The organism is Achromobacter sp. AONIH1, from assembly GCF_002902905.1.
Taxonomy (GTDB): Bacteria; Pseudomonadota; Gammaproteobacteria; order Burkholderiales; family Burkholderiaceae_B; genus Achromobacter.
This window is the reverse complement of the sequence record NZ_CP026124.1, coordinates 371,087-388,292: the sequence shown is the minus strand read 5'-3', so window position 1 is coordinate 388,292 and position 17,206 is coordinate 371,087. Positions and strand designations below refer to the sequence as shown.

Here is a 17,206-nt window from a genome sequence, read left to right as displayed (position 1 = left end):
GGCTGGCGCCGCGGCCGCCGCGCGCGTCTGAACGCTGCGGCGGCTTTTTCAATCTCGCTTCAACGCGGTTGCACCGCCGCGCCGTCCCGTTCCCGCGCCAGCCGCAGCAGGTTGGCGGCCCGCCCGCCCGCGTCCTCGCGCAGGGCCAGCCCCAATACCGCGCGCGGCCAGTCCAGCGCGAAGGGACGGCAGGCCACGCCGTCCGGCCGCAGATGGCGCAGCGACGCCGGCACGATGGCCACGCCCATGCCGGCGGCCACCAGGTTCACCGCCGACGACAGCTGCGGCGCGCGCTGGCCGATCAGGGGATTGAGCCCATGCTGGCGGCAGGCCGCCATGATGTCGGCGCTGAGACCGTAGCCGGACTTGCGCGAATACAGAATGAAGCGTTCCTGCGCCAGATCGGCCGGCGCCAGCCGCTTGCGCCGCGCCAGCGCATGGCCCAGCGGCAGCGCCACCATCAACGGCTCTTCGTCCAGGTGGGCGAAGGCCAAGCCGCCGTCCAGCGCGAAGGGCGGCCGCACGAAGGCCGCGTCGAGCGCGCCCTCGCGCAGCTGCGCGACCAGGGTTTCGCTGTCGCCCTGGGTCAGCGTCATTTCCACATCCGGGTAGCGCTGCCGGTACTGGCGGATCAGCTCGGTCACCACGGCATTGAACGAGGCGCTTTCGGTGAAGCCCAGCGTCAGCTCGCCCACCTCGCCGCGCGCCGCGCGCCGGGCGGTCTGCAGCGCCGCGTCGGCGCGTTGCAGGATGTCCTGGGCGCAGGTCAGGAAGGCGCGTCCGGCATCGTTCAGCCGCACGCCGCGGCCCTTGCGGTCGAACAGCGGCGTGCCAACCTCTGCTTCCAGCTGGCGGATCTGCTGCGACAGCGGCGGCTGCGCCATGCCCAGCTGCTCGGCGGCCTGCGTGAAGTGCTGGGCTTCGGCGGTGGCGACGAAATAGCGCAGATGCCGCAATTCCATATTGATACCTTTTAAATTCTAGTTATCAATTTCCCATATATTGGACATTCTAGTTCGAGCCGGCGAAGATGAGCCATCGTTCATCTTCCAAGGATTCATCATGAAAGCCAGCACCCGCTTGCGCGAACTGCTGTCGCGCGGCATCGTCGCCGCCCCCGGCGCCTACGACGGCCTGTCCGCCCGCTTGGTGGAAGCCGCGGGCTTCGACGCGGTCTACGCCAGCGGCGGCGCCATCGCCCGCGCCGCCGGCTATCCCGACATCGGTCTGCTCAGCTTCAGCGAAGTGATGGACCGCGTCGAGAAGATCGTCGACGCCGGCGGTCTGCCGGTGGTGGCCGATGCCGACACCGGCTTTGGCGGCTCGGCCAACGTGGAGCGCACCGTGCGCGCGATGGAGCGCGCCGGCGTGGCCGCCTTCCATATCGAGGATCAGTCCTTTCCCAAGCGCTGCGGCCACCTGGACGACAAGAGCCTGATCGACGCCGGGGAAATGTGCCGCAAGATCCGCATCGCGCGCCAGACGCTGTCCGACGACGACGCGCTGGTCATCGCGCGCACCGACGCCATCGCTGTGGAAGGTTTCGATGCCGCCATCGCGCGCGCCGAACGCTATATCGAGGCCGGCGCCGACATGATCTTCGTCGAGGCGCCCGAAACGCTGGAGCAGATCCGCGCCATCGCGCAGCGCCTGCCGGGCCTGAAGCTCATCAACATGTTCTACGGCGGCAAGACGCCGCTGGTGCCGCTGCCCGAGCTGGAAGCGATGGGCTATCACCTGTCCATCATCCCCTCGGACCTGCAGCGCGCCGCCATCCACGCCATGCAGGCGACGCTGGCCGAGATCCGCAAGCACGGGGACAGCAGCGGGCTGGCCGAGCGGCTGGCCAGCTTCAAGGAGCGCGAGGAGATCGTGCAGACCCGGCGTTATCTGGAGCTGGATCGGGTGTAGGGCGGGAAGTTAGGCAACGGCTGGCTTGCAGTCAGACGCTCTGCCCATGCTCGCACGGCGTGGTGGTCGATGACGCGATCAGCATCCACGTCAGCTAAGCCTTCGTGGGTCATTCGGTCGCGATGCTCTTCCTGTGCGTTTCGAGTGGAAGGCGATTTTGTCATGAAAAAGTCGCGTGAGCGTCCGCGCTATGCGGCTCTCTGATCCGCCCCGTCTGTCGATGGAAGATGAACGTACGCCGTACGCCCCTTGGGTGCCACCCTCATGTCCCACCTTTCATCTGAGTTGGTTTTAGCCCGCGTTGGGGACCAGCATGTGATTGAAAATGATGATAGTGGTTGCGTTTCAATCGATTAAACAAGAGATTGAGAACAGTCTCAGACTCGATGACGGGAGTTCACGGTCGGGCGAACGTTCGGCCGCGAGGGGGAGAGAATGAAGCAACGGCGGCGAAAACACTCCCGCCGCCGTTGCCTTATTCCCCCGTCGGTTCGGCCGGGCAGCGCGGCGGCAGGCTCAGCGGCCACAGGCGCTGGCCGCGCGCATTGCGCAGGGTACGCATGCCGCACTCCATGCCAACCGAGGCCAGCATGTCGCCGCGCGTGTCGATCAGCAGGGAGGCCGCGTCGGTCGATGCCACCGCGCGCTGGTCCTGGAACGTGGAGGCGCGGGCATACGTGGCGGGGATGGCCAGCTTGCCCTGGCCGTCAACGTAGCCGTAGTGCTGGTCCACGCGCGCCACCGCCAAGCCGTCGCGGCGCTGCCACAGCTCGTCGTAGACCGGGCCGACGTGCTTGCCCTGCTCGTTGACCGCGCGCGCCTGGCCGTTGGCCAGCGCTTTCACCGCGCGGCCTTCGGAGTAAGCGCCGACCCGGCCCGGCACGGCGCTGAGCTTGGGCTTGCCGTCGGTGTCGAAGTAGTCCGTGACCATGCCCTGGTTGGCCACGTGGCGCTGCCGGATCAGCCAGTCCGAGCCAGTCGGCCAGCTCCAGTCGCCGACCGGCAGCGTGGCCACGGTATTGCCCTGCGTGTCGACCAGGCGGTCTTCCTGGCCTTCCTGGTGGCCCAGGCGCAGCGCGCGCGCCGGCGAGCCGTGGAAGACGGAACCGCCCAGGCGCTCGGGCGCGATCTGCCAGCTTCCCGAGCTGTCTACGTAGCCGAGCCGGTCGCTGCGCTGGATGCCCAGCCAGCCGCCCAGCGGCGTGATGTCGGCGTCGGAGATTTCCCGGACCGACGTCGTGTCGCGCGAGATCTGCCACAGGCGCTGGTTGGTCCGGGCCATGTAGCCGCCGGACGCGTCCTGCGCCACCTCCAGATGCGCGGCGAAGGGCGTGAGCACGCGGCCGTCGCGGGACGCCAGCGCGGACGGGCGTAGGTATTCTTCTGTCTGCGCGCCGGCCTGGCGCAGCTGCCACAGGTCGCCGACCTCCGGGCGCGCCTCGCGGTACTCGGGCGGCACGATCCACTTGCCCTGCGTGTCGATGATGCCGGCGCGGTTCTCGCCCAGCGCGGCCTCGGCGCGGCCATCGCGGAACATGCCGATGCGCTGGAACGCCGGCGGCGAGACCTCCTTGCCGGCGATGAAGTCGTACAGGCCCCAGGGATCGCCCTCGGCGGCGGTGTTCAGGAAGCGCACCAGGCCCGGGCCGGCTACTTCGGCCTCGAAGAAATCGGGCAGTTCGTACAGCTTGCCGGCGCGGTCCACGATGCGCGCGGCGCCCTGGGCATAGGCCAGTGCGTAGCCGTGGCGGAACTGGCCGATGTGTTGCTGCGGAGGCAGGTCCATGGGCTTGCCGCGCGCGTCGAGCAAGCGCATGCCGGCCTCGGTGCGGGCGACAAAGCGCATGTCGTTCGCGGCCGGCTTGTCGCCGTCCTCGTCGCCGCCATACTCGTCTTCGGATTCGTCCAGCGAGGCCACCGATTCCCAGGATGGGTCGGTCACGATGGTGCCGTCGGCCAGCACCAGGCCGGCGCGCGCCTCCTCGCATTGGCAGTGGCCCTGCGTCAGCAGGGCCAGCGGCGCGTCCGGTCCGGCGTGGCGCAAGGCGCGCATGGGCTGCTCGCTCAGCGCTGCCAGCGCGGCGGCGTCCAGCGCCGGCTTGCCATCGGGATTGAACACGGCCAGCAGCTTGCCGTCGGCGTCGTGCAGCCACAGACGGCCGTGGACTTCGTCGAAGCCATCGATCTGGCCGACGGTGGCGGGCAGGGCGGCGCCGTCGACCCAGCCGCCGCCTGGCGTCAGCAGGCCGAGCGGCCGGCGCGCTTCGCTCAGGAACAGCGCATAGCCTTGCGTCTGGCGCGGCGTGGCCAGATCCTTGCCCAGCGTCACCGCCTCGGTCCTGCCAGGCACCCACAGCTTCGCGGTGTCGCCGCTCATGGACAGCAGCGCCTTGCCTATTGGTTCGATGCGGCGCGATTGGCGTTCGTCGATGTTGCCCAGGCGCTGGCCCTTCGCGTCCAGCAGCTCGTAGCTGCCGCGCCGCAACTCGGCCAGCCAGAAGGCGCCCATCGGCGCCAGGCTGCGATAGCCCTTGCCTGCACCTATGGCCTCGCCCTTGGCGTCCAGCAGCACGACTTCCTCGCGGCCCTGGGCGACGGCCAGCGTCCAGTCGGACTGGACCGTGATTTCCTCGTAGCGCGGTTCGACCACCCATTCCCACTTGTCGTTCAAGAGCCCGTATTCGCCGCGCTCGGTGGCGGCGATCAGCAGGTCCTTGCCGTAGGCGCCGGTAATGCGCCGGCCCGGCTCGTCGTAGCGCCGGGTGCCGTCGGGCGCCTGGTACTCGGGGCGGTAGCGCACGATCAGCCGCGCGGGCAGGCCGTCCGACAACTGCGCGTTGTCCACGGACGCGTCGAGCGCGTCGCCGGTCGGCTTGCCCTGGCGGTCGATGATCTGGCGCTTGCCGTCCAGCGTGACGATCGCCAGCCCGGCCTCGACGAAATCGGAAACTTCGTCGAAGCGCGGCGCGATGGCCATGCGGCCGCGGGCGTCGATATAGCCCCACTTGCCTTGCCACTGCACGGCGGCCAGCCCGTGATGGAAATCGCCGACCTGGTCGAAGATCGGCTTGACCGCGAGGCGGCCCTGGCCGTCCAGGAAGCCCCAGGCATGTCCGCGCAGCGAGGTGTCGGTCGGCACGCGCTTGATCGAGCGCAGGGCGGAAGGCAGCAGCACGGCGGCGCGGCCTTCGGAAATGGAACGGATGCAACCGCTGACGGCGTCGCTCTCGCCATCGTAGAAGCCGCCCGTCGCCAGCGGGCTGGGCGCGTCGTAGGCGCAGGACGCGTGCCAGTACTGCTGCGCCTGCGCGGCCAGGGGCAGGCCCAGCACGGCGACGGCGCAGGCCAGGCGGGTGAGGGGAATCAGGCGTAAGGTCATGACTGTCCGGCTTGGGCGGTTTCGGTGGCCGGCGCGTATTGCAGGCCGGCGGCGTCGGGGCAGGAGAGCGGCTTGGCCGGCCAGGTCACGCGCTGCTGCGCGTCCCGGATGACGACGGCGCCGCAGACCAGCGAGAACGAGGCGGCGGCCTGGCCGCGCGGGTCGATGTACATGAGCTGGTCGCCACGCCGCGCCAGGGCGCGGCCCTCGCGGAAATCGTCGGCCCAGGCGAACGCGGGCGCGATGGCGTAGCGGCCGGTGAGGTCGATGTAGCCGTACAGCTTGCCGCTGCGCTGCTCGCGCCGCGCCCGCGCCAGGCCGTCGCGCAGCGGGCCCAGCTTGTTGAAGTACGGGCCCACGACGCGCTTGCCCTCGGCATTGACGAACCCATGGCGGCCGTTGTCGCCTTCGTATACCACCACGCCTTCGCTGGCGGTGGACGCGTCCACGCTATAGGTCTTGTTGAAGCGCGCGATCTCGCGGCCCTGCATGTCCACCATCACGCTGCGCGAGCCGTCGCGGTCCTCGACCACCAGCCGCTGCATCGAGGCCAGCGGCATGGCGTCGCCCAGCCTGGCCTGCACGATGGCGCCGTTCTGGTCCATCAGGCGATAGCCCTGCGGGGTATTGACGCGCGCCAGGCCATCGGGCTGCACGAAGAAGGGATTGAATTCGCCGTTCTCGGCGGCGATCTTCATATTGCCGCGCGCGTCGATGGCGCCCTTGCGGTCGTCGTAGCTGAGCGAGATCCAGTCGCCGAACTGGCGCTGGTTCTCGGGCTTGCCCTGGAACAGGCGGACCGAACCGCCGCGCGTGTCGAACAGCATGGTGCCGCCGTCGGCCAGCAGGCCCATCTGGCGGCCGCCCTCCAGCGCCTGGGGCTTGCCGCGCAGCAGCGGCGAGGCCTTGCCGGAGGGCAGGTGGTGCAGGCGGTAGAAGCTGTCGTAGGCATCGGACTGCCCGGCCGGCTTGGCTTCCTCGGTCAGCATGTAGCCCTGGCCGAGGTAGTCCAGCCGGTACGCGCCTTCGTAGTCGGGCTTGATGCGCCATTTGCCGTCGCGGCCGATCACGCCCCAGCGGTCGCCGGATTGCGCGCGGGCCCAGTCGCCCTCGCACTTTTCGATGGCGGCGAGCGAGGGCTTGAGCGCGGGCGCGTTCTTGCGGATGTCCCACAGGCCCCAGACGCGTTCGTGATCGTCGTCCAGCGCGTAGTACGTGATCAGGCCGCCGTCGAGGTACTCGCCATTGCGGCGGACGGCATCGGGCAGGGCCGTCTTGCGGCCCAGCGCGTCGAGTAGCACGGTCTGGTTGCGGCTGTTGGCGTCAAAGGGCAGGGCCCAGGCATAGCCGCTGTTGAACGTATCCAGCTCCTGGTACCTGGGCGGCACCGCCCAGCGGCCGGCGGCGTCGATCGCGCCGACCTTGTCGTCGCGCGTGTGCGTCACCAGCGGCAGGCTGGCGTCATAAGTCGCGATGCGGCTCCACGAGGGGTCGATCACGATCTTGCCGTCGGCGGTGAGGATGCCGTTGGGCTGCTCGTAGTCGCTCGGCGATAGTGTCGCCAGCGGCAGCAGCGCGGCCTCGCGCGCCGACAGCCGCTTGTCCGGCTGCACCGGCGTCACGCTGTAATCGCGCAGGCGGGCCGCCTGCGTGTGGCTCAGCAGCGGCTGGCCGTCGGCTGCGTAGATCTGGATTAGGGTCTCCGGGCGGTTGGCCGAGCCTATGGCTGCGTCGGCCGCTGCCGCGGCTGCGTCGGCCGCCGCTTCCGCGACAGCTGCTTCCGCGACGGCGGCATCCACGGCCTGGCCTGCTTCCTGCGCCGCGTCCACCGCCACGGGCGCGGCATCGGCGGCTTGCGCCTCGACCGGCATGGCGGTCGGCCCTGGCGCGGGCATGTTCGCGGCGGGCTTGGGCATGATGACCATGGGCGGCGGCGGATCCGCGACGGCGGGAGGATCGGGCAGCCGATAGACCGGAGGGGGCGTCGGAGGCGCCGGGTCCGGCTCGCGCGCGGGGCGGGCCTGCGCCGCGTCGGCGGCCGCGCCCGGCTCGGCATTCCTGTCGTTGCGCTTGCGCGCCGTGCGCGGGGACGGCGGCTCGGCGAGCGAGGTGTTGGCGGCGGCCTGCGAGGCGTCGATGGCGGCGTGGGTGGCGTCAACCGCCTCGTCCGTCGCCCCGTCGGTCGTCGCATCGGTGGCGCCGTCCGAGGTCCGGGCATAGACCCAGGCGCGACCGTTCTGGATGTCCACGCGGCCTTGCGGCAGGGACAGGATGCTGAGCCGGCCGACGGGATCGACCAGCAGGATCGCTTCGTCGTCGCGCAGCACCGTCCAGCCTTCGCGCTTTTCCGGCCAGGCATAGTCCTGCCTGAAGCTGCGCATCGGCCGGAGGTCGGCGTCCAGCAGTATCGCCGGAGCGTTGTGTTCCCGCTTGACCAGCCATGCGCCCGGCGCAAGCAGCGCGACGCGATCGCCATAGCGTTGCTTCGACAGCGGTCGGCCCTGCGGGTCCACGAACTGCCAGCGCCCGTCGCGGCGCACGGCGATGACGTTGCCGTCGCGCAGCGGCGCCTCTTCGGAGCGCAGCGTTTCCGGCGGCACGGCCCAGCGGCCATTGGCGCTCAGCAGTCCCCACCAGCCGTTGTAGCGCGAGGCGCGCCGTTGCGCGGGGATCTGGCCCTGCGTCGGCTCGCCCAGCGCCATGACGTCGTCCGGCAGCGTCAGCGCGCGGCCCGTGGCGACGTTGAACAGGCGCGGCGGCTGCGGCACCTCGATCTCGGCCAGCGTCTGTCCGGGCCGGAAGCCCCAGCTGCGCGCGCCCAGCGGCAGCGTCTTGACTGTCTGGCCCTGGCGGTCGATGAGCACGTCGCGCTCGTCGATCCGGACCAGCGCCGTGCCTTGCGCGTTGAAGCCGGTGGCTTCCGCGTAGGCCGGGCGGATGGCCCAGGCGCCCTTGGCGTCGATATAGCCCCACAGGTCGTCCTGGCGCACCGCGGCCAGCCCGTTCTGGAACGGCGTGGCCTCCTGGAACGCGGGCGCGATGGCCATGCGGCCTTGCTTGTCGATATAGCCCCAGCGGCCGGCCTCATCTTCCTCGCTGCCGGTCATGACGGCGGCCAGCCCTTCGTGGAAGGGCTGCGCGCAAGGCGTGTAGGGATTGATCTCGTAGGTGCCGCGCTGGCATTCGCGCTGCCAGTCGGACATGGCGTGGGCGGGGCCGGCGGCGCCCAGGGCGGCCAGCGCGGCGGCCAGCGCCAGCGGACGGAAGAACGGCGCGCGCGTCATGCCGCCTCGCGCGCGGGGGAGGGCGCGCGCGTGCGCGCCGCCTGGATGTTGCCTGGCCGGACCTGCCGCATGGTATGTCTGCCGGAAATAGTTGGGAAGCGGGCACTGTAACCAAGCGTGGCTGGCATCGCCGCGATAAATGTAACTATAGAAAACGATCCGTTAACAAGAGGACGTCATGGGCGCCGCGCATTCCGGCGAGCCGCGCGCGACTGCTCGCCTGTGCCAACCGCGCCGGGCGCGTGCCGATACGCGCCGGCCGCCAGGGACTGGCATGCGCCGCGCGCATGCGGAACGTGAAAAATAATCGGTTGAGCGCGCGCCCGCGCGAGGCTGTAATGCCACCATGCCCGCCAGCATGGGGGCCGACGCCACACGCCGGAGTCCGCCATGCCCCTTGCCGCCTCTTCCTCGCCGCCGCGCGTCACGCCCGCCCTGCCGTGGGTCATGGTGCTGGCCGGCGGCGTCATCATGGGCCTGGCCCTGGGCGTGCGCCATGTGCAGGGGCTGTTCCTGCTGCCGGTCAGCATGGACCGGGGCTGGTCGCGCCAGACCTTCGCCATGGCCATGGCGCTGCAGAACCTGACCTGGGGCGTCGCCCAGCCCTTCACCGGCATGATCGCCGACCGCCATGGTTCGGCCAAGGTCATCGCCGCCGGGCTGGTTTTCTATGCGGTCGGACTGATCGGCATGACGCTCGCGGCCACGCCGGCGATGTTCGTGCTGACGGCGGGGATCTGCGTCGGCATCGCCCTGTCCGGCACCGCCTTCGCCGTCATCTACGGCGCGTTGAGCCGGCTGGTCGCGCCCGAGCGGCGCAGCTGGGCGCTGGCCGTGGCCGGCGCGGTCGGCGGACTGGGGCAGTTCACGCTGGTGCCGGCGGCGCAGGGGCTGATCAGCGGCGCGGGCTGGACGCGGGCGCTGGCGGTGTTCGCCGTGGCGCTGGCCGTGGCCTTGCTGCTGGCGCTGATCCTGCGGGAAGCGCGGCGCCCCGCGTCCGGCGTCGGCCCGTCGGAGCGCGACCAGCCGTTGGGGCAGGCGATCCGCGAAGCCCTCGCGCAGCGCGGCTTCTGGCTGCTGAACCTGGGTTTCCTGGCCTGCGGCTTCCAGCTGGCCTTCATCGGCACGCACTTGCCCGCCTATCTGGCCGACCGTGGCCTGCGCGCGGCCGATGGCGTGGCGGCGCTGGCCATCATCGCGCTGGCCAATATCGCCGGCACCTATGTCTGCGGCATCCTGGGCGCGCGGTATCGCCGCAAGCACCTGTTGGCCTACATCTACCTGATCCGCGCCGGCGCGATGGCGCTGTTCTTCCTGCTGCCGCTGTCGGTGTGGTCGGTCTACGCCTTCTCGGCCGTCATGGGCTTCATCTGGCTGGGCACGGTGCCGCTGACCAATGGCCTGATCTCGCAGGTGTTCGGCGTGCGCTACATCACCACGCTGTTCGGCTTCGTGTTCTTCGGCCACCAGCTGGGCTCGTTCCAGGGCGTGTGGCTGGGCGGGCTGGTGTACGAGGCAACGCACTCCTACGACCTGATCTGGCTGGGCGCGATCGCGCTGGGGCTGCTGGCAGCCATGCTGCATTGGCCCATCGACGACCGCGAACTGCCGCGCCCGCGCATGGCGCCGGCACGGGCCTGAAGGCCGGCCCCGGCGCCCGCGCACGGGAACGGCGCCGGGGCGCTACAGCGGCCGATGCTGCGTGCCCGCGCCCATCGTGATGTGCAGCATGCGACAGGGGGCGGCCGCCTTGGCCGTGTGCCAGACGCCCCTGGGCACGACATAGGCCTGGTCGGCGCGCAGGATCACGGACTGGATGCCGGTGGGCCATTCCAGCTGCAACTCGGTTTCGCCGGCGATCACGCGCAGCAGCTCGTCGGCCTCGGGGTGCATTTCCCACTGTTTCCAGTCCGAGGCGAATTCATATTCCGACACCAGCCAGCCTCGGCCGTAGGCGTCGAGCTGGTCCGGCGACTGCGACCAGAAGGCATTGCCGCCCTGTGTCGTGATGGAGGCGCCGTCGGGGTTGAGCAGCACGTAGTGCTTCGTGAGATCGGTGGCCATGGCATGCGCTCCTGCGCGGGGTGAGGTTGCGGCCATGGTACGGCCATTCCATGTCAGCGGAAAAGCGGTTGGAGCGGCGACAGGGAGGCCCGTCTTCAATGGCCGGCGGCGGCCTGCCTGATCCAGTCGGCGATGTCGCGCACGGCAGGCTGCACGTAGGCTTCGCGGCCCAGCAGCATGAAGCGCAGCTTTTTCCAGAGCGTCCAGTCGCTGGCGATCTGGTCGTTGAATTGCGGCGCGCGCAGCAGCACGTGGCCGGCGTCGGGCACCAGCATGACGCGCTTGTCCGGTGCGTCGGCGAACAGCAGGCGATAGCGCGCGGCGTTCACGGCTGCATCGACGTTCGGGTCCATCTCGCCCCACACGGCCAGCACCGGGCCGCGCATTTTCGGGATCCAGCCGGACGCATCCGACAGATAGTTGCGTTGCACGTAGCGGGCGCGCGCCGGAGTCATGTCGGGCCGCGCCGCCAGCACATCCGCCAGCGGACGTGGTTCGCCGAACAGCGCATCGTTGCTGGTCCGTTCGGCCGCCAGGCGGCGTTCGATCTCGTCGGCCGCCACGCCCTGGGCCTGCAGCCGCTTGCGCGTGTAGTAGGCGCCCTGGTCACGCCAGTTCACCGCGCCGCCGATGATGACGGTGAAGGCGGGTTGCGCGCGGCTGGCGACGATGGGCAGCACCCAGCCCGCTTGCGAGTAGCCCAGGAAGCCGACCTTGGCGGCATCCACGCCGGGTTCGGAGCGCACGCGCAGGTAGGCGGCCATGGCCTCGGCGGCGCGGTCCTGCATGGATTGGTCCAGCCAGTTGCCGGCGCTGCGGCCCACGCCGGGCTTGTCCCAGGTGAACACGCCGATGCCCTGGTCCAGCAGTTGGTTGATGAAGGGCTGGTAGCCGTCGTCCGCGTAGCGGTCCTGCGGGCCGTCGCCGTGCACGAACAGGGCCACCGGCGGCGCGGCCACGTCGCGCGGCAGGATCAGCGTGCCGGACAGACGGTCCGACCCGGCATGGAAAGTGAGCGTGCGCGTCGTCGCCGATTCCAGCGAGAAGTCGCGCAGGCCGCTGAAGCACAGCAGCGCGGCGATCGCGGCGCTCAGGGCGAGTACGGCGGCGATGACGATCCGCGCGCGCCGGCGCAGCGGGAACAAGGTCGACGGAAAGGTGGGCAAGACAGGCCTGTCGTGGTCGGTATGCGCGGTTTTATTATTAGATTGATTAGTCTAATTATTATTCATGGCGCCCGGGGACCTGTCAAATCGCGCACCGGCGGGCGCGGCGCGGATACCGGGGGCGATGCGCCATGGTGGTCGCTGCAGGGTTACAGTAGGGGCCTCGCGGACGGGCCTTCGCCCGCGCCGCCATCATGAACAGCCATGGCCGCCGCGTCGCCTGACGCGGCGATGCAGTGGCGCACGGGGGAACAGCATGAATCGCGGATTCGAAGGCGTCAGGCCGGCGTCCGAATCATCCATCGAGATCAGTTTCGAGTTCGCAGGCCGGCGCTGCGTCGAGCGCATCCGCGCCAAGCCCACCGCCGCCAACCTGAAGCGCGCCGCCGAGCGAAGGAGCGCCATCCAGGCAGCCATCGCGCGCGGCGATTTCGATTACGACACCGAGTTTCCCAAGCGCGGCGCTGCCGGCAAGCCCACTCAAGATCCAGCATGACCAGCGATACCTCCATACCCCTGCAGGACCTGACGCCCGACACTTTCCGCGCCTATGGCTGGATGCTGGGCAAGCCCATGCCGGACGGCAATGGCGTGCCGCTATTCACGAACGCCGCCACGGATTTCTGGCAGGAACACGTGTTCAACACGGGCGGCGGCGGCGATGCCGAACTCTTGTGGGTCAACTATCGCAGCCGCGACGCCGACATCGCCAGCCTGGAAAAGCATCTGCTGACCCAGCAGGCCATCGTGCCGCTGACCGGCGCGGTGGTGCAGGTGGTGGCGCAGAGCGCGCAGGACGGCAGCCCGGACCTGGCCACGCTGGCGGCCTTTCGCGTGCCGCAGGGGCAGGGCGTCTGCATGCGCGCCGGCTGCTGGCACGCGACGCGCGTGGCCGGCGATGAAGTGGCCTGTCTGATGCTCACGCGTCGCTCGACCACGCTGGACCTGATCCAGCACCTGAGCACGGACGCATCGATCACGGAAAGCGCCATCGCGGCGATTCCGGCGCATCGCCTGGCCGGCCTGGAACGCCTGGACTGAGCCGCGCCCGGCGAGGCGGCGGCCCTAGAAGTCGTCGCTGCGCCAGACCTTCAGCACGCGGCCGAAGATCTGCAGGTCCATGCCTTCGGTGATGTCCCAGGCGTCGTACTTGGGGTTTTCCGATTTCGCGCGGATCAGCAGGCCGCGCGCGCTGGGTATGCGCTGCAGGCGCTTGATGAACCCCTCGTTGCCGACGCGGAAGAAGAACACGCCGTCGATATCGGCCTTTTCCACGCCCAGGTCCACCAGCAGCGGATCGCCCGGATTGAACATGGGGCGCATGCTGTCGCCGAAACCCGTCACCACGCAGAGCTTGTTGGCCGCCGTGTAGTGGCGCACGTTCCTGTGCAGCCATTCCTGGCTGACGCGCAGACTCTGGATCACGCCCGGCTGGTCGCGCAGTTCCACGCCCGCGCCCATGGCGCCACCGGTGTCGAAGCGCGGGATGCGCAGGTCATCGTCATCCGTGGACGGCTGATGCGGCGAGTCCAGCACCAGCGAGCCGGACCCCGAACCGGCGTCGGCCGATTCGTCCAGCAATTGCTCCAGCGTCAGGCCCAGCCCGGCGGCCAGCCGTGATGCGTACTTCGAGCGTTCGCTGTCGCGGCCTTCGAGCGCGGCGATGGTGCCGACGCCCACGCCGGTGCGGGCTTCGAGTTGTTCGAGGGTGAGGCCGAGCGCGCTGCGGTAGCGCCTGATTTGTTTTCCGAGTGCCATGGGGTGGGACGCTAACAGTTGTGGAAAATTGTGCAACAACAAGTGTTGAAATCAGGATTATACATTTGTAGAATTGCCGTATGAACCACACGAAATATGTACGTCTTTCAGATGGAAGCATCGGTAGCGTATTGCTACTGAAACCCGGCTGTCCGCCGTTGGGCGCGTTGGCGCGTGCCCGTGCCGGCGCGGCGCCGGCAAGACTGGCGGCGGAGCCGGGCAAGGCGATGGATCACATGGACAAGGAGCGGCAGATGGAACAGGCAAGGCAGGCGGTATTACGGGTGTCGCAGGGCTGGGTCGCGCCGGCGCGGCGTGAGGCGGCGGTCACGCCCAAGGCGGCGGCGCCGCGCGCGGTCATCAGGCTGGCGCCGCGCACGGCGCCCACGGAAGCCGATCAGGCCGAAGCCCTGATCATGGACTGGTATCACTGGACCCGCGGCTATCGCCCCAAGCTGGGCGTGGGCCGCATCGCCGCCTTCGCGCGCGGCATGGTGCCGGACGACGCCTATGTCGACAGCGAAGACGTGGATGCGCGTTTGAACGCCGCGCGTTGCCAGCAGGTGGACTTGTGCATCGACGAGCTGCCCTGGCAGCAGCGCGCCGCCATCGGCGTGCATGCCGGCAACAAGGCCGCCGGCGCGGCCGTGTTCCGCAATCCGCGCCTGTCGCCGCAAGCGCAGCATGCCGCCTACCTGGACGCGCGCGCCGCCTTGTTGCCGGCGCTGCGCCGGCGCGCGCTGCTGGTCGCTGGCCAGGTGCGACACGCCGATCGCCAAAGCGCTTGTGAGGGTCGGGCGGCCGCTGCATAATGATTTCCGTCGGGGCAAGTTGCGCCCGGCCAAAACAGAACCCGCGGAACTGCACCGACTAGCAGGCCGCGGGTTTTTTGTTTCACGATGACTCCAGCCCGGTAGTTCGCTGGACTGCGACGTAGCCCGATACAGCAGGTTTATCAATAGCTTACGCGCTTCCATCATATGCCGGTGCTTTCTGAAACTTGACCCGGTTCTCCCTCGCGCCGCTCCTATCTGGCTCCTGGAATCCGGGTCGTTCCAAGGAGTCATCATGGCAAAGATCAAGCTCACCAAGACCGCCGTAGAGTCGGCGCAACCCCAGGCGAAGGACATCGAACTACGGGATACCGTCGTGCCCGGCTTCCTTTGCAAGATTACCTCGACGGGACGCCGGGTGTTCATGCTCCAGTACCGCACGAACTCTGGCCAGCCCCGCAAGCCCTCGCTGGGACTCTACGGGGAGCTAACCGTCGAACAGGCGCGGGTCAAAGCGCAGGACTGGCTGGCCGAGGTTCGCCGGGGTGGTGATCCCGGCGGTGCCAAGGCCGAGGCGCGCAAGGCGCCCACGATGGCCGAGTTGTGCAAAAAGTTCATGGAGGACTACTCCAAGAAGCGCAACAAGGTCAGCACGCAGGACGGCTACCAGGGCGTCATCGACCGCAACATCATCCCGCTGCTGGGCCGCAAGAAGGTGCATGACGTGAAGCGGCCCGACATTGCGGGGCTCATGGAAAAGCTGGCCTACAAGCCGACCGAGGCCAACAAGACCTTCGGCGTGCTGCGCAAGATGTTCAACTTGGCCGAAGTCTGGGGCTTCCGCCCGGACGGCACGAATCCGTGCCGCCACGTCCCGATGTACCCGCCGGGCAAGGAAACCCGGCTCATCGTGGACGAGGAAATGGTGCGGATCTTCCGCCAGTTGGAGAAACTGGAGGCGGAGGGGCTGGAGAACTACGTCATCCCGTTGGCGATCCGGCTGCAATTCGAGTTTGCGGCGCGGCGCTCCGAAATCTGCCCGCTCGAATGGAGCTGGCTGGACTTCGAGAACCGGCGCGTGGTGTGGCCCGACAGCAAGGTTGGCGGCATTTCCAAGCCCATGAGCGAGGAAGCCTATCGGCTGCTTTCGACGGCGCCGCGTCTGGAAGGCTGCCCTTACGTCCTGCCGTCGCCGAACGACCCGGCCAAGCACCTGACCTTTGGCGAGCACTATGGCGGCTGGTGCCGGACGCTCAAGGCCGCCAGCGTGCCGCACGTAGGCACGCACGGCATCCGTCATCGCTCGACCACCGACATTGCCAATTCCGGTGTGCCGACCAAAGTGGGAATGAAGCTGACGGGCCACAAGACCGTGGCGATGTTCATGCACTACGTCCACACCGAGGACAAGCCGGTGCGCGAGGCGGCCGAGCTGGTGGCCAGCCGCCGCCAAGCCATCACGGGCGCGCGGCAGCTTGCGGAGGCGGTGGCATGAACGGGCGCCGGCCATCAGCAGCATCGCTCGCAGCGCCCGCGGCGCTGCTGGGCGACATTCGGGCACTGATCGAGGCGGCGCGCTTGCGCGCCGCCTCGACGGTGAATAGCGAGCTTACGATGCTCTACTGGCGCATCGGCCAACGCATCCACACGCAGGTCTTGGACAGGCGCCGGGGCGCCTACGGCAAGGAAGTTCTGCCCACCTTGGCTGCGCAGTTGGTGGAGGAGTACGGCAGCAGCTTTGCAGAGCAGAACTTGCGCCGCATGGTGCAGTTCGCCGCCACCTTCCCCGACGAGCGAATTCTCGTATCACTGATACGAGAATTGAGCTGGACGCACTTCATCGCCCTGATGCCGCTGAAAGACCCGCTCCAGCGGGACTACTACGCACAGATGGCCAGCACCCAACGCTGGAGCGTGCGGACGCTGCGCGAGCGTATCGACTCGATGCTGTACGAGCGCACGGCGCTTTCCCAAAAGCCGGAAGAAACCATAGCGCAGGAGTTGGCGACCCTGCGCGATGCGCAGCGCATGTCGCCGGCCCTGGTCATGCGCGACCCGTACATCCTCGACTTCCTGGGCCTGCGGGACACTTGGCAGGAAGGCGACTTGGAAGCGGCGATCATCCGTGAAATGGAGTCCTTCCTGCTGGAGCTGGGCGCGGGCTTCTCATTCGTCGCCCGGCAGAAGCGCATTCCGATCGACGACGAGGATTTCCACCTTGACCTTCTGTTCTACAACCGCAAGCTGCGGCGGCTGGTTGCGGTGGAGTTGAAGGTAGGTGACTTCAAGGCGGCCTACAAAGGGCAGATGGAGCTTTACCTTCGGTGGCTAGACAAGCACGAACGGGAGCCGGAGGAAGCCTCGCCGCTCGGGATCATCCTTTGCACCGGCAAGAAGCGCGAGCAGATCGAATTGCTGGAGCTGGACAAGTCCGGCATCCACGTTGCCGAGTATCTGACCGCCTTGCCGCCGAGGGGCGTGCTGGTGGAGCGGCTGCAACAGGCAACGCAACGGGCGCAGTTGCAAATCGAGCAGCGCAAGACGGACAACGAGTAGTCCTGTCCCAAGCAGTCGGGCGTCCCGGCGTGCCGCCGTCGCGCTGTCGTGCTGCGCATCGAGCTTCGCTGCGCGAGTCTCGCCCCTGTCGGGCTTCCATCACTGACGCCTCCGTCCCGGCTCGTTGATCCGGGCCTGCGCGCTCCGCTTGCCAAAAATCGACTCTGTGCAGTGGGCGGGTGTGGGCGGTCTTGCTGTTCCCTTCACCGTATCACGGCGTTCTCGCCGTCAAGGGCGGCGCGCGCCATGCGCGCTTGCGTCCTGGCGGCCGTCTGCGACCCCTGACTGCTTGCGCTGCGCCGTGCTGCCGCCGGT

The 17,206-nt window shown here is 68.8% G+C and carries 13 protein-coding genes; 7 read left to right on the top strand and 6 right to left on the bottom strand.

Annotated elements, in window-relative coordinates; translation table 11 throughout:
* Positions 1 to 59: 59 nt before the first annotated feature.
* Positions 60 to 962: a LysR family transcriptional regulator gene (locus C2U31_RS01760; protein ID WP_103271265.1), complete on the bottom strand. Its 903-nt coding sequence runs from the start codon at positions 960 to 962 to the stop codon at positions 60 to 62.
* A gap of 100 nt (positions 963 to 1,062) precedes the next feature.
* Here C2U31_RS01760 and C2U31_RS01755 point away from each other — a divergent pair, with 100 nt between their 5' ends.
* Positions 1,063 to 1,911: an oxaloacetate decarboxylase gene (locus tag C2U31_RS01755; RefSeq protein WP_103271264.1), complete on the top strand. Its 849-nt coding sequence runs from the start codon at positions 1,063 to 1,065 to the stop codon at positions 1,909 to 1,911.
* Positions 1,912 to 2,386: 475 nt separating this feature from the next.
* On the opposite strand, the gene C2U31_RS01745 is transcribed toward C2U31_RS01755, so the two are convergent.
* Together C2U31_RS01745 and C2U31_RS01740 are read right to left on the bottom strand one after the other, a co-directional pair.
* Positions 2,387 to 5,290 (bottom strand): WG repeat-containing protein, encoded by a 2,904-nt coding sequence (locus C2U31_RS01745; protein WP_103271263.1) that lies wholly within the window; start codon positions 5,288 to 5,290, stop codon positions 2,387 to 2,389.
* Positions 5,287 to 8,574: a WG repeat-containing protein gene (locus C2U31_RS01740; RefSeq protein ID WP_103271262.1), complete on the bottom strand. Its 3,288-nt coding sequence runs from the start codon at positions 8,572 to 8,574 to the stop codon at positions 5,287 to 5,289. The genes C2U31_RS01745 and C2U31_RS01740 overlap by 4 nt, the downstream gene beginning before the upstream one ends.
* Before the next feature lie 390 nt (positions 8,575 to 8,964).
* Here C2U31_RS01740 and C2U31_RS01735 point away from each other — a divergent pair, with 390 nt between their 5' ends.
* Positions 8,965 to 10,215 (top strand): MFS transporter, encoded by a 1,251-nt coding sequence (locus C2U31_RS01735; RefSeq protein ID WP_233772597.1) that lies wholly within the window; start codon positions 8,965 to 8,967, stop codon positions 10,213 to 10,215.
* 42 nt (positions 10,216 to 10,257) lie between these two features.
* On the opposite strand, the gene C2U31_RS01730 is transcribed toward C2U31_RS01735, so the two are convergent.
* Both C2U31_RS01730 and C2U31_RS01725 read right to left on the bottom strand, forming a co-directional pair.
* Complete coding sequence (locus C2U31_RS01730) at positions 10,258 to 10,638, bottom strand: cupin domain-containing protein (RefSeq protein ID WP_103271261.1); 381 nt, start codon at positions 10,636 to 10,638, stop codon at positions 10,258 to 10,260.
* A gap of 95 nt (positions 10,639 to 10,733) precedes the next feature.
* Complete coding sequence (locus tag C2U31_RS01725; RefSeq protein ID WP_233772595.1) at positions 10,734 to 11,804, bottom strand: S9 family peptidase; 1,071 nt, start codon at positions 11,802 to 11,804, stop codon at positions 10,734 to 10,736.
* A 256-nt stretch (positions 11,805 to 12,060) separates the two neighbouring features.
* On the opposite strand from C2U31_RS01725, the gene C2U31_RS01720 reads away from it, so the two are divergent.
* Together C2U31_RS01720 and C2U31_RS01715 are read left to right on the top strand one after the other, a co-directional pair.
* Positions 12,061 to 12,300, top strand: coding sequence for an Arm DNA-binding domain-containing protein (locus tag C2U31_RS01720; RefSeq protein ID WP_103271260.1), 240 nt, complete (start codon positions 12,061 to 12,063; stop codon positions 12,298 to 12,300).
* Positions 12,297 to 12,845 carry an ureidoglycolate lyase gene (locus C2U31_RS01715; RefSeq protein ID WP_103271259.1) on the top strand — a complete coding sequence of 183 codons (549 nt, stop codon included), beginning with the start codon at positions 12,297 to 12,299 and terminating at the stop codon, positions 12,843 to 12,845. Before C2U31_RS01720 ends, C2U31_RS01715 begins: the two co-directional genes overlap by 4 nt.
* Positions 12,846 to 12,869: 24 nt before the next feature.
* On the opposite strand, the gene C2U31_RS01710 is transcribed toward C2U31_RS01715, so the two are convergent.
* The gene (locus C2U31_RS01710) at positions 12,870 to 13,562 is read right to left on the bottom strand and encodes a S24 family peptidase (RefSeq protein ID WP_103271258.1); all 693 of its coding nucleotides are present in this window, start codon (positions 13,560 to 13,562) and stop codon (positions 12,870 to 12,872) included.
* A 236-nt stretch (positions 13,563 to 13,798) separates the two neighbouring features.
* On the opposite strand from C2U31_RS01710, the gene C2U31_RS01705 reads away from it, so the two are divergent.
* The 3 genes from C2U31_RS01705 to C2U31_RS01695 all read left to right on the top strand — a co-directional run bounded on the left by C2U31_RS01705 (position 13,799) and on the right by C2U31_RS01695 (position 16,891).
* On the top strand, positions 13,799 to 14,374 hold the full coding sequence (locus tag C2U31_RS01705) for a hypothetical protein (protein ID WP_233772593.1): 576 nt from the start codon (positions 13,799 to 13,801) through the stop codon (positions 14,372 to 14,374).
* A gap of 256 nt (positions 14,375 to 14,630) precedes the next feature.
* Positions 14,631 to 15,830 carry a site-specific integrase gene (locus C2U31_RS01700; RefSeq protein ID WP_001062689.1) on the top strand — a complete coding sequence of 400 codons (1,200 nt, stop codon included), beginning with the start codon at positions 14,631 to 14,633 and terminating at the stop codon, positions 15,828 to 15,830.
* On the top strand, positions 15,827 to 16,891 hold the full coding sequence (locus C2U31_RS01695) for a YhcG family protein (protein WP_003092331.1): 1,065 nt from the start codon (positions 15,827 to 15,829) through the stop codon (positions 16,889 to 16,891). Before C2U31_RS01700 ends, C2U31_RS01695 begins: the two co-directional genes overlap by 4 nt.
* Positions 16,892 to 17,206: the final 315 nt, after the last annotated feature.